The 12228-nt window shown below is 73.9% G+C and carries 12 protein-coding genes; 3 read left to right on the top strand and 9 right to left on the bottom strand.

Features of this window, described 5'->3' with window-relative positions; all coding sequences use genetic code 11:
* Positions 1–50 precede the first annotated feature (50 nt).
* The 4 genes from D1781_RS16785 to D1781_RS16770 form a co-directional block, all read right to left on the bottom strand.
* Positions 51–1424 carry an LCP family protein gene (locus D1781_RS16785; RefSeq protein WP_233551502.1) on the bottom strand — a complete coding sequence of 458 codons (1374 nt, stop codon included), beginning with the start codon at positions 1422–1424 and terminating at the stop codon, positions 51–53.
* Between the two features lie 86 nt (positions 1425–1510).
* On the bottom strand, positions 1511–2848 hold the full coding sequence (locus D1781_RS16780; RefSeq protein WP_119483650.1) for an LCP family protein: 1338 nt from the start codon (positions 2846–2848) through the stop codon (positions 1511–1513).
* A complete protein-coding gene (gene purE, locus D1781_RS16775; RefSeq protein ID WP_456061832.1) occupies positions 2845–3348 on the bottom strand; it encodes a 5-(carboxyamino)imidazole ribonucleotide mutase in 504 nt (167 codons plus the stop codon). Before purE ends, D1781_RS16780 begins: the two co-directional genes overlap by 4 nt.
* A gap of 162 nt (positions 3349–3510) precedes the next feature.
* A complete protein-coding gene (locus tag D1781_RS16770; protein ID WP_119483649.1) occupies positions 3511–4641 on the bottom strand; it encodes a 5-(carboxyamino)imidazole ribonucleotide synthase in 1131 nt (376 codons plus the stop codon).
* Positions 4642–4769: 128 nt separating this feature from the next.
* Here D1781_RS16770 and D1781_RS16765 point away from each other — a divergent pair, with 128 nt between their 5' ends.
* The gene (locus D1781_RS16765; protein ID WP_119483648.1) at positions 4770–5240 is read left to right on the top strand and encodes a GtrA family protein; all 471 of its coding nucleotides are present in this window, start codon (positions 4770–4772) and stop codon (positions 5238–5240) included.
* A 51-nt stretch (positions 5241–5291) separates the two neighbouring features.
* Here D1781_RS16765 and D1781_RS16760 read toward each other — a convergent pair whose 3' ends face one another.
* Together D1781_RS16760 and D1781_RS16755 are read right to left on the bottom strand one after the other, a co-directional pair.
* Positions 5292–5795 carry a PH domain-containing protein gene (locus D1781_RS16760; RefSeq protein ID WP_158590147.1) on the bottom strand — a complete coding sequence of 168 codons (504 nt, stop codon included), beginning with the start codon at positions 5793–5795 and terminating at the stop codon, positions 5292–5294.
* Between the two features lie 33 nt (positions 5796–5828).
* Positions 5829–6623 carry a biotin--[acetyl-CoA-carboxylase] ligase gene (locus D1781_RS16755; RefSeq protein WP_119483646.1) on the bottom strand — a complete coding sequence of 265 codons (795 nt, stop codon included), beginning with the start codon at positions 6621–6623 and terminating at the stop codon, positions 5829–5831.
* Between the two features lie 62 nt (positions 6624–6685).
* On the opposite strand from D1781_RS16755, the gene D1781_RS16750 reads away from it, so the two are divergent.
* Complete coding sequence (locus D1781_RS16750) at positions 6686–8287, top strand: acyl-CoA carboxylase subunit beta (RefSeq protein ID WP_119483645.1); 1602 nt, start codon at positions 6686–6688, stop codon at positions 8285–8287.
* A complete protein-coding gene (locus tag D1781_RS16745; RefSeq protein ID WP_119483644.1) occupies positions 8284–8499 on the top strand; it encodes an acyl-CoA carboxylase subunit epsilon in 216 nt (71 codons plus the stop codon). Before D1781_RS16750 ends, D1781_RS16745 begins: the two co-directional genes overlap by 4 nt.
* A gap of 761 nt (positions 8500–9260) precedes the next feature.
* On the opposite strand, the gene D1781_RS16740 is transcribed toward D1781_RS16745, so the two are convergent.
* The 3 genes from D1781_RS16740 to D1781_RS16730 are packed head-to-tail and all read right to left on the bottom strand — an operon-like array spanning position 9261 to position 12215.
* Positions 9261–10283, bottom strand: a complete 1023-nt coding sequence (locus D1781_RS16740; RefSeq protein WP_119483643.1) for a hypothetical protein — start codon at positions 10281–10283, stop codon at positions 9261–9263.
* Positions 10280–11533, bottom strand: coding sequence for a sensor histidine kinase (locus D1781_RS17670; protein WP_158590146.1), 1254 nt, complete (start codon positions 11531–11533; stop codon positions 10280–10282). The genes D1781_RS16740 and D1781_RS17670 overlap by 4 nt, the downstream gene beginning before the upstream one ends.
* Entirely contained in the window at positions 11523–12215 is a 693-nt protein-coding gene (locus D1781_RS16730; RefSeq protein WP_119483642.1) for a response regulator transcription factor, read from the bottom strand. Before D1781_RS16730 ends, D1781_RS17670 begins: the two co-directional genes overlap by 11 nt.
* Between the last annotated feature and the right edge of the window lie 13 nt (positions 12216–12228).

Below are 12228 nucleotides of genomic sequence, written 5' to 3'. Positions count from 1 at the left end.
GACACGCTAACCGTGCCGCGCCGCCTCGCGGAGGACCGCGCGCGGCGATGTCATCGCAGCGCCTCCTGCACCACGCGGTGGATCCGCGGGTAGTCGGGGCGGGACGGGGTGTACTTCGGCTTCACGAACTCGATGTTCACGGCCTTCTGGGTCCGCGCCTTCACCGCGGCTCCGGCGACCGTGCCGAGCAGCCCCTGCGGCAGGTCGGTCTGCACGGCGTGCGACCCGGCCTCGGCGATCCGGTCGAACCGGGTGAGCAGCGTCAGCGGGTTCATCTGGTGCAGCATCGCCTCCTCGAGCTGCCGCTGACGGGCCATCCGGTCGTAGTCGCCGCCCGCCGTGCCGTAGCGGGACCGGGCGAACCAGAGCGCCTTGTTGCCGTCGAGGTGGCGGGTGCCCTTCTCGATCCAGACCTTCACGCCGGTGAGCCTCCCGTCCACCATGTGGCCGCCGACCGGCAGGCGGTCCTTCACGGTGACCGTGACGCCGCCCATCGCGTCGATCAGGTCGTCGAAGGACTCCATGTCGACGAGCACGTAGTACTGGATCGGGATCCCGAGCGCGCCCTCGACCGCCTCGCGGGTCGCCTCGATCCCGGCGCTGGTGTGGTCCTTCGCCGCGTCCGGGTAGCGCTTCTGCTCCTTCAGCTGCGCCTCGGTGTAGATCGAGTTGAGCTGGCAGACGTCGACGTTGCACCGGCCGTGGGCGCCGTAGCCGTCCGGGTAGAGCTGCTTCATCGGGGAGCCGTCGGCGAACGGGACCGGGTCCGTGTCGCGCGGCAGGCCGAAGGTGACCATGTCGCCGGTGATCGCGTTCAGGCTGACGACGGAGATGCTGTCCGGTCGGAGCCCGGACCGGCCGGGTCCCGCGTCGCCGCCGAGCAGGAGGATGTTGTACCGCCCGCCCGCCGGCGCGTCGTACCGGCCATTCGCGAACACGCCGCTGACGGTCGAGCGCGCGACGCCGGCCGCCCACGCGCCCCAGCCGGCGCCGCCGACCCCGACGACGAGCGCGACCGCGAGCAGACCGCCGAGGACCCCGCGGGCGAGGGGCGCGACCTGCACGAGGCGGAGCAGCCGCAGCGTGTCGACGGTGAGGAGGAGCCAGCCCAGCGCCCAGGCCGCGAGGAGCAGCTGCACGACGGACAGCCCGAGCGCGTTGGTGGCGAGCGTGAGCGGCAGCTGCGGCAGGACCAGGAGGAGCACGATCGCGGCGAGCAGCACGACCCAGCCGAGCAGCCAGAGCCCGAGCGCGAACCTGCCGACGCGGCGGCTGCCCGCGAGCGCCTGCGCGCTGCCGGGGATCAGGAGGTGCAGCCCTGCGAGCCACGCCGCCCGCCGGGTCGCGAGGCGCTCGTCGCCGGTCCCGGGGTCGCGGAGCGGCGAGCCCGTCGCCGCCGGCCGCCGCAGCATCCCCTCCCGCATCCCGGCAGGCTAGGCGCGCCATTCCCTTTTGAAGGAGTTCCCGGCCGCTCGCGCGAAGAACTCCTTCAAAACGGATAGGAGCGGCGTCAGCCCGTCGCGGCGGCGATCAGGCGGTGGACGGCGGCGTAGTCCGGTCGCGCGGGGTCGACCGCGGGCGGCAGGAGGCGCACCTCGCGGACCGGCTGGGTCCGCGTCCTGAGCCCGAGCACCGCGAGATCCGTGAGCGTGTCCTGCGACAGGTCGGTGCGGAGCGCGCCGGAGGACGCGGCCGCGACGGTGCGGAACTGCAGCAGCGCGTTGGCCGGGTCGACCTGGCCGAGCAGCGCGCGTTCGAGGCGCAGCACGCGGTCGACCTGCTCCGCGCCGGTCCCGCGGGACTCGCGGAGGTACGCGACGACGCGCTCGCCGTCCATCGGGGTCTCGCCCGCGGGGAACGCGGCGGAGGCGCCGGAGCGGGGGACGGTGACGCGCACGCCGCCGAGCGCGTCGATGAGCGCGCCGAGGGCGGTCGTGTCGACCTGCACCGTCGCGAGGACGTCGCGGCCGGTGACACCGCTGACCGCGTCCCGCATCGCCTCGGCGGCCGCCGTCGTGCCCTGCGCCTTCGCGTCGGGGTAGAGGGAGGCGCCGACGACGCGCGCCTCGGTGTACACGTCGCCGAGCCGGCACGGCTCCGCGATGCAGCTGCGGTACCCGTCCGGGTAGAGCCGGTGCATCGGCGAGTCCTCGGGGAACGGCACGTCCTGCAGCGACGTCGGCACCCCGATGATCGTCGCGGCGCCGGTGGTCGAATCGATGCTGACGACGGAGACGCTCTTCGGGTACAGCGCGCCGCCCCCGCGGGGCCGGTCCATGCCGAGCAGCAGCACGTCGTAGCGCCCTAGCCCCTCGGCCGCGGCGGCCTGCGCGGGGGTCTGCTGCCGGAAGACGGAGACGATCGCGCCGCGCGCGACGCCCGCGGCGTAGGCGCCCCAGGCGGCGGCGCCGCTGCCCACCACGGCGGCGACGACGAGCGCTCCCGCCACGAGCGGCCGCGCCCACGCGGTCAGCCGGAGCAGCCGGGCGAGGCGGAGCACGTCCACGGTCGCCGCGAGCCACCCCGCGGCGACGAGCAGCAGCCCGACCTGGAGCACGGTCAGCCCGGTCGCGGACGTCGCGATGCCCACGAGCACCTCGCGCTGCACGAGCCAGGTGAGCAGCGCGGCGAGCACGAGCGCCCAGAGCAGGGCCCAGACGGCGACGACGGCCCGGCCGAGCGCGCGGTTGCCGGCGACCATCTGCGCGGACCCGGGCACGAGCAGGTGCATGCCGACGAGGCGCCCGGCGCGGCGGGCCATCTGGGCGGGCCCGAGCGTCCTGGTGCGCCGGAGGGGGCCGTCGGCGGGCAGGAGCGCCCGGTCCGCGTGGCGGCCTGAGCTGCTCACCCGGCCGTCCGGATCGCTTCGTCCTTCGCGGCGACCTGCCGCTCGAGGTCGGCCGCGTAGTCGGCGAGCGCCGCAGCGACCCGCGGGTCCGCGGCACCGAGGATCCGCACCGCGAGCAGGCCGGCGTTGGCGGCGTTGCCGATCGCGACCGTGGCGACGGGGACGCCGGTCGGCATCTGCACGATGGAGAGGAGGGAGTCGAGGCCGTCGAGGGTCTTGAGCACGACCGGGACGCCGATGACGGGCAGCGTGGTGGCGGCCGCGAGCATCCCCGGCAGGTGCGCGGCACCGCCGGCGCCCGCGATGACGACCCGGAGGCCGCGCCCGGCGGCCGCCTGCCCCCAGTCGAGCATGGCGCGGGGCGTGCGGTGGGCGGAGAGCACGCGGGCCTCGTAGGGCACGTCGAAGCGGTCGAGCATCTCGGCCGCGGCGCGCATGGTGGGCCAGTCGGAGTCGCTGCCCATCGCGATGCCGACGAGCGGTTCCTCCGAGTTCCCCACGCCGTCATCGTACGGTCGGCGGAGCGCCCCGATCGGGCCGGGCGGCGCGCCGACGACGACCTCGGCACGAATCGCCGAGGATCCGCCGAGTGCTTCCGCTCAACGGGAGAGGCTGCCGCCCCCCGGAGGCGACCCGGTCGGCCGGACCGCCTCCGCGGCGCCTCAGTCGAGGAGGAAGGCGACCGCTGCGCGGGCGCGGTAGACGGCGTCGTCGAGGTCCTCCCCGGTCGCGGTGACGTGCCCCACCTTCCGGCCCGGCCGGGCCGTCTTGCCGTAGAGGTGCAGCTTCGCGGCGGGCTGGTCGGCCATGAGCAGCGGGACGCGGGCGTCGAAGTCGCCGTCGGCGGGTCCCCCGAGCACGTTGATCATCGCGCTCCACGGCGCGATCGGCTCGGTGCTGCCGAGCGGCAGGTCGAGCACGGCGCGGAGGTGCTGCTCGAACTGGCTCGTGACCGCGCCGTCGATCGTCCAGTGGCCGGAGTTGTGCGGGCGCATCGCGAGCTCGTTCACGAGCACGCGGTCGTCGGCCGCCTCGAAGAGCTCGACGGCGAGCACACCGGTGACGCCGAGGGCGTCGGCGATCCGGTGCGCGATCTCCCGCGACACCCGCTCGGTGAGCGCGGTGGCGCGCGGCGCCGGCGCGAAGACCTCGCGGCACACCCCGTCGCCCTGCACCGTCTCGACGAGCGGCCACACCGCCACCTCCCCCGAGGGGCGCCGTGCGACGAGCTGGGCGAGCTCCCGCCGGAAGTCGACGAGCTCCTCGGCGAGCAGCGGTCCGTCGGCCAGCCAGTCGTCGGCCTCGTGCGCCGCCGACACGACGCGCACGCCGTGCCCGTCGTACCCGCCGCGGGGCGTCTTCACCACGGCCCGGCCGCCGACCCGGTCGAGGAAGTCCGCGAGCTCGGCCGCGTCGGCGACCTCCGCCCACTCCGGCTGAGCGATGCCGAGCTCCTGCAGCCGGCGGCGCAGCACGAGCTTGTCCTGCGCGTGCTGCAGCGCGTCAGGGCCCGGCCGCACGGCGATCCCGGCGTCGACCAGGGCCCGGAGCACCGGCTGCGGCACGTGCTCGTGGTCGAAGGTCACGACGTCGACGCCGCGCGCGAAGGCGAGCACGGTCTCGAGATCGCGGTGGTCGCCGACCTCGGTCACCGCGATCCGGGCCGCCGCCTCGACGGACTCCCCCAGCACGGCGATGTCGACGCCGAGCTCGACCGCGGGCGGCACCATCATGCGGGCGAGCTGCCCGCCTCCGATCACTCCGACGCGCACGTGCCCGCTCCTTCTCGTCATGTGTTCAGGCCCGTTGCAGGGCTTCTCCGGGTTCTCCGGGGCAGCCGCGCCTGCGCGGCCCGGGACGTGACCTATTCTCCGACGGCGGCCGCCGCACCGGGCGACGGACCCTGGAGCAGGAGGCGCGCATGCGGAGACTCGCCGGGTCGGCCCTGCTCCGCCAGCTGACCAAGTTCGCGCTCGTCGGCGGCGTCGGCTTCGTCGTCGACACCGTGTCGTTCACCCTGCTGCGGCTCACCCCGGCGTTCGCGGGCAGCCCGCTCAAGGCGGGCATCATCTCGACGGTCCTCGCGATCATCGCGAACTGGGTCGGGAACCGGTACTGGACGTTCGGACCGCACCGCAGCACGCGCAGCGCCTGGGAGGCCGTGGAGTTCGTCGCCGTGAGCGTGCTCGGCATGCTCGTGGCGCTCGGGTGCCTCGCCGTCTCGCACTACCTGCTCGGCTTCACGACGCTGCTCGCGGACAACATCTCGAAGAACGTGGTCGGTCTCGTGCTGGGCTCGGCGATCCGCTTCCTGCTCTACCGGCACTGGGTCTACTCGCCGGCGCGGCGGAACCGCGTGGCGGCGCAGCGCGTACCGGAGCCCGTCGAGTAGGCCGGAGCTCTCCAGCGGATCAGCCCTCGACCGGATCGGCCCTCGAGCGGGTCAGGCCGACGCGGGCGTCGCCCGCTCGATGAGCTCCGAGATCGCGCGGTGCACGAGCCGGGCGCGCGGCACGTCGCGGAGGATCAGCGTGCCCTCCGCCCCGGCGTGGACGATCACGTCGCCGCTGCCGCTCAGCAGCTGCATCGGGCGGCGGCGGAGCACCGCGTCGGAGGCGCGGCTCAGCAGGAACTCGGTGCGCTCGCGGACGAGGAAGCCCTGGGTGACGATCAGGCGGCGGGTCGTGATGATCGTGACCCGGTTCAGCCAGAAGACGAGCGGCAGGACGGAGAGCAGCACCGTCAGCCCCAGGGCGACGATCGGCACGGCCGTGTTCAGCCACGGGAGCGGCAGCCGCTGCCACCAGTAGCCCGTGCCGAAGCACAGGGCGAGGAAGAACACCGCGGGCCAGACGAGGTGGCGACCCGAGCGGCGGAGGCGCACGACCACCTGCTCCGGCGCCTCTCTGGACGGCGGCAGCGACGTGGGGCGACGCTCCGTGCGCACGCGCGCGGCACCTCCCACCCCGACCGACACGGCCTATTCATACCGCAGGTGCTCGACATCGCCGGAGGCGCACGCCGCGGTGCCGAGGACCGGTCCCCGATCGACCAGGATCCGCCCCTCCGCGTCGATGTCGACGGCCTCCCCCACGACCGGCTCGCCCGCCGAGGTGACCCGGACACGGCGCCCGATCGTGTCGCTCGCGGCGAGGACCGCGGCGCGCAGCCCGCTCGCGTCCGCGTCGCCGCCCGCGCGCTCGAACGCCGCGACGAGCGGCAGCAGCCGCTCGAGCCACGCCGCCACGAGGAGGTCGGGGTCGACGGGGCCGCCCTCCTCGGCCAGCGAGGTCGCGGTCGGCACCGGGAGGTCCTCGCGCCGGGCGGCGTGGTTGAGGCCGGCGCCGATCACGACGCCGGAGCCGCGCCGTCCTGCGGCACTCGAAGGCTCCGGCAGCGCCTCCGCGAGGACCCCGCACACCTTCCGCCCGTCGATCAGCACGTCGTTCGGCCACTTCGCGCGGGCGGCGACGCCGAGCCCGCCGAGCGCCTGCGCCATCGCGGTGCCGGCCGCGAGCGACAGCCAGCCGAGCCGCGCGCGCGGCACGGCCGGTCGCAGCAGGACGGAGACGGCGAGCGAGCCGCCGGCGGGCGCGCTCCAGGCGCGGCCGAGCCGACCTCGCCCCGCGGTCTGCGCGTCGGTCGCGAGCACCGCGGGCGCGGGCCACGCCTCGGGGTCGGCGGCGACGAGCCGGACGAGCTCGGTGTTCGTCGACCCGACCTCGTCGAGGACCTCGAGGCGGGCGACGAGGGCGGCGGCGCGGGGCAGTTCCACCCGAGGCAGGCTAGGGCGGCCGCCGACGCCGCGGCGGAGCGCCGAGGCTAGGCTCGCTCCCCGTGACGGACTCCTCCGGGCCTGCGATCACGAACGTGACGACGGCCGAACGCCTCGCCGACCTCCGGGACCGCTACCACGAGGCGGTGACCGCCAGCGGCGCGGCCGCGATCGAGAAGCAGCACGCGAAGGGCAAGAAGACCGCCCGGGAGCGCATCGAGCAGCTGCTCGACCACGGCAGCTTCGTCGAGCTCGACGAGTTCGTGCGCCACCGCACCACCGCCTTCGGCATGGACGCGAAGCGCCCCTACGGCGACGCGGTCGTCACCGGGCTCGGCACGATCCACAACCGGCCGGTCGCGGTCTACAGCCAGGACTTCACGATCTTCGGCGGCTCCCTCGGCGAGGTCGCCGGCGAGAAGATCATCAAGGTCATGGACCACGCCCTGAAGACGGGCGTCCCGATCATCGGGATCCTCGACTCCGGCGGCGCCCGCATCCAGGAGGGGGTCGTCGCACTCGGCAAGTACGGCGAGATCTTCCGGCGGAACACCGCGGCGTCGGGGGTGATCCCGCAGATCTCGATCGTGATGGGGCCGGCCGCGGGCGGCGCCGTCTACTCCCCCGCCCTCACCGACTTCGTGATCATGGTCGACAAGACCAGCCAGATGTTCGTCACCGGCCCCGACGTCATCAAGACCGTGACGGGCGAGGACGTCGGCATGGAGGACCTCGGCGGCGCGCTCACGCACAACACGCGCTCCGGCGTCGCGCACTACCTCGCCTCCGACGAGGACGACGCGCTCGACTACGCCCGCACCCTGCTCGGCTTCCTGCCGGACAACAACCTCGCGGACGCCCCCGTCTACAGCTCGCAGGCCGCGCTCGAGATCACCGACGACGACCGCCGGCTGAACACGCTGATCCCGGACAGCCCGAACCAGCCGTACGACGTGCACGAGGTCATCGAGACGATCGTCGACGACGGCGACTTCCTCGAGACCCAGCCGCTGTTCGCGCCGAACATCGTGGTCGGCTTCGGCCGGATCGAGGGCCGCAGCGTCGGCATCATCGCGAACCAGCCCTCCGCGATGGCGGGCACGCTGAACATCGACGCGGGCGAGAAGGCCGCCCGGTTCGTGCGGTTCTGCGACTCGTTCTCGCTGCCGATCATCACGCTGGTCGACGTGCCGGGGTACCTGCCCGGCACGGACCAGGAGTGGACCGGCGTCATCCGCCGCGGCGCGAAGCTGCTGTACGCCTACGCGGAGGCGACCGTGCCGCTCGTCACGATCATCACGCGCAAGGCCTACGGCGGCGCCTACATCGTCATGGGCTCGAAGCAGCTCGGCGCGGACCTCAACTACGCCTGGCCGACCGCGGAGATCGCCGTGATGGGCGGCCAGGGCGCCGTCAACATCCTGTACCGCGGGGAGATCCGGAAGGCGGAGGCGGCCGGCGAGGACGTCGACGCCGTGCGGACCCGGCTCGCGAACGAGTACACCTACAACGTCGCGAGCCCGTTCCTCGCGGCGGAGCGCGGCGAGCTCGACGGCGTCATCGAGCCGGCGTCGACGCGGATCACGGTCATCAAGGCGCTGCGGGCGCTCAAGACGAAGCGGGCGTCGCTGCCGCCGAAGAAGCACGGGAACATCCCGCTGTGACCGACGCCGAGCCCCTGCCGATCCGGATCGTCTCCGGCTCCCCCACCGACGAGGAGACCGCGGCGATCACCGCGCTCGTCAGCGGGCTGCTGCTCGAGCGCGCCGTCTCGGCCACGCCGCTGCCGAACGAGCCCGTGCGGTCGAACTGGGAGCGGACGAGCCGCTCGCTCCGGGGTCCGTGGCCGGTCGAGAAGGACTGGCGGGACCGCTGATCAGCGGCGCCTTTCGGCGCCCGCGGCCCCCGAAGGGGTGCAGATCCGGCGATCAGTGAACAGGTCGGTCCGAATTTGTACCCCGAAAGTCCTCCATTCGGCCGACTGTGCATCTGCTGGGAATCCCGCACACTGGTAGCACCAAGCGCGCAGCCGACCCACGGATGCGTCGCCCCGGGCGAGAGCCGAGTCGGGTAACTCGGCTGCCCGGACAGGAAGCGGGATGTTTTCGGGTTGTCCCGCCGACTCGGGGGTGCACAGGGCCCGGTCTGGGGAGGCCGGGCCCTTCTCCTGTTCCCGGGCCTGTTACGGCTTTGCTCGAGGTTCCTGCGCGTCGGTCCGAGGCGGCTCGACCCGAGTCGTGGGCCGGGTCCTCGGGATGGCCGGCTCGTGTTCCGGCCGATGCGCGTGTCTGCGTTTTGAAGGTGTTCTGGTCACGAGTCGATCTGCGGCTGCGGGTCCGCTGCCACCAGAACACCTTCAAAACGAAGCGCTGTGATCGCTCGGGTGATCCACCCGGCCATCCCGACGACTCAGCCGACGACCCGGGTCGGGCGACCTCGGACCGACGAGCGGGTGTCAGACCGCGGCCGGGACCGGGCGCGGGAGCTCGAGCCAGAGGTCGATCTGCGGCTGCGGGTCCGCTCCGACCAGAACACCGTCAAAACGAAGCGCTGTGATCGCTCGGGTGATCCACCCGGCCATCCCGGCGACTCGGCCGACGACTCGGGCGAGAAGGCTTCGGACCGACGAGCTGGGCGTCAGACGCCGGCCGGGATCGGGCGCGGGAGCTCGAGCCAGAGGTCGACCTCCTCGCCCTCGTCCTCGAGGCCGAGGGCGGCGGCGGTCTCGTCGATGGTGATCGCGACGACCGTGACGGACTTGTCGGAGCCCCGCGGCGCCGTGCGGATGATGATCCGGTCGGAGCGCACCTGCGCCAGCTTCGCGGCCACCTCGTCGAGGATCGGCTCCATCAGCTCGGGGTCGACGTCGTCGAGGCCGCCGTCGTCGAGCACCTGCACGAAGGCCCCGCGGCGCCGGTGCTCGATCACCTGGTCGCGCAGCGCCTCGTTCAGAAGCCGGCGACCGCGGATCTCGTCGCGGATCGTCTGCTCGAGCACGCGGCACTCCTGCTTCGCGTCCTCGTCGAGGTCGCCGTCGACGTCGGCGATGTGGCGCAGCATCGGCATGGCGACGCGGCTCGTCTGCGTCAGGCGGACCTGGCGCTCGAAGTGGTGCGCGTCCTGCGCGGCCTGCCACTCGACGGCCTCGCGCTCCGACCGGGCGAACTGCTGGATGTCGCGCATCGCGTGCGAGAGCGAGCGGATGCCGAAGTAGGCCGCCGCCACCCAGAGCGCCATCGTCGCGACGCCGAGGTCCAGGACGCCCTCCGGGCCCGCCCAGAGCAGCGTCTGCGCGGCGACGAGCGCGGTGCCGATCCACGCGTGGGCGGGTCGGCGGCGCACCATCGTGAGGACGAGGAGGCAGCCGGCGGCGGCGATGTACCAGTGCTCGTCGCCCGCGGTCCGGTCCGACTCGAGCCCGCTCGCGCACAGCAGCGCCATCGCGAAGCAGACGCCGGCGTTCAGGCCGGACAGCAGCCCGTTGAGGATCGGGCGGCGATCGAGCATCGTCAGCACGAACGCGACCACGTAGAGGCCGATCGCGACCTCGACCCGGACCGGGTGCCGCGCCTCCGGCAGGGAGAGCACGCCGTTCGTGATGGTGCAGGCGGCGACGCCGGCGGCGAGCAGCGCGAGCAGGACGCGCGGGAGCGGGATCACGCGAGCACCGCCTCGTCGGCGTCCGCGGCGACGGGCGCCTTCGCGGCGGCGGGCCAGGACAGCGTGAACACGGTGCCCTCGCCGAGGGCGGTGGTGAGGTCGACGGCGCCGCTGACGCGGCTCATCCGCTCGATGATGGAAACGCGGAGGCCGAGGCGCTCGGACGCGACCTTCGCGGGGTCGAAGCCGCGCCCGCGGTCCTCGACGAGCACGCGGACGGCGTCGCCCTCCCCGCCCGCCACGAGCACCGAACGCGGCACCTCCGGCCCGCCCGCGTGCTTGACGCTGTTCGTCATCGCCTGCACGGCCGCGGACACGATCGCGTCGGCGACGTTCTCGGGCACCACCCGGCCGGCGACGTCCTGCGCCGCGAAGTCGAACGAGTCCGCGACGGCGCCGGCGTCGTCGCGGATGCGCTCCAGCAGGTCGCTCACCGGCACCTTGGGGCCGATCGAGGAGGCGACGGTCGCGCGCGAGAGCACCTTCATGGTGTGCACGGCCATCCGCGCGGCCAGGGCCCGGCCCTCGGGCGTGTGCGCCGCGGCGGCGGAGAGGAAGGTGGTGAGCACGGAGTCGTGCACGAGCGCGTCCGTGCGGGTCCGCTCCGACTCGGTCGCCTCGTCGATGCGCGCGTCGGCGTACCGGCTGAGCGCGGTCCCCTGCGCGGTGTCGACGTTGCGGGCCGCGCGTCGCACGGCGGACACGACGAGCAGCAGGCCGAACCCGACCTCGGCGACGCCGAGCGCGTCGAGCACCGCGGTGGAGCCGGTGACCGCGCCGCCGGAGGGCGAGAGGCGCAGGGCGCCGACCGCGACGGTCGCGGTGAGCACGTAGGCGACGGCGACGGGCCAGCTCGCGGCCACCACCATCAGCGCGGACGGCACGCCGGCGAGCGCGAAGAGCCAGGGCGCGTCCTGACCCTCGTACCGGCCGGGGACGGCCAGGGGCCAGACCGCGAGCGCGAGGAGGTAGACGATGCCGACGGCGAGGAAGACGGGCCGGGTCCACTGGTGCAGCAGGGCGGAGAGCGCCGCCATCAGGACCGCGCCGTAGACCGCGACCGCGAGGGCCGCCCCGACGAGCAGGTTCGTCTCGCCGGCGTTCTGGACGAGCGCCTCGAGCGTGATCGCCGAGAACAGGAGCCCGAAGGTGCTGACCATGCCGGCCAGGAGCATCTCGATGCGCCGCGTGCCGATCGGCGCGAGCCCCATGCGGGCCGCGAGGTCGCGCCCCCGGCCGTCAGTCGTCATGGACGGGGGCGTCGGGGTCGAGCCCCGGCAGGATGCCGTCCTCGACCGCCCGCCGCAGCAGGTCGACCTTCGTCGGCGCCGGGCGCCCGACCTCGACGTACTTCACGCGGATCCGGTCGAGGTACTCCCGCACGGTCGAGGGCGCGATGCCGAGCTGCTCCGCGACCATCCGCAGCGGCAGGCCCGAGGCGTACAGGTTCAGCACGTCGCGCTCACGGCGGCCCAGCTGCGCCTTCGCGAACTCGACGTCCGCGTCGATCGCGGTGGCCCACTCGAGGTTGTTCAGCACCTGGCCGGACGCCACGCTGCGGATCGCGGCCATGACGACCGCGGTCGCGGCGGACTTCGGGATGACACCGGCCGCACCGGCGGCGAGCGCCTCGCGGATGCCGGCGGCGCGGTCGGCGATCGAGTGGATCAGCACGCCGGCGCCGGTGGCCTGGATCGCCTTCACGTTGTCGGTGATGCTGACGCCGTCGCCGAGCGACAGGTCGAGCACGACGACGTCGACCTCGCGGCCGCCGAGGCGCCCGATCAGCTCCGCCACGGTCGCGCCCTCGTCGACGAACTGGTAGCCCTCGCGCATGCACGCGGCCAGCAGGCCGAGCCGCACGGACTCGTGGTCGTCCACGACGGCCACCCGCACGACGTCGGTCGCGCTCTCAGCGGTGATCGTCGACATGGGCGGGCTCCTT

The organism is Amnibacterium setariae (assembly GCF_003581425.1).
In the GTDB taxonomy this organism is placed as follows: Bacteria; Actinomycetota; Actinomycetes; order Actinomycetales; family Microbacteriaceae; genus Amnibacterium; species Amnibacterium setariae.
The sequence above is the reverse complement of the archived record's forward strand: the minus strand, read 5'-3'. Positions and strand labels throughout refer to the sequence as shown.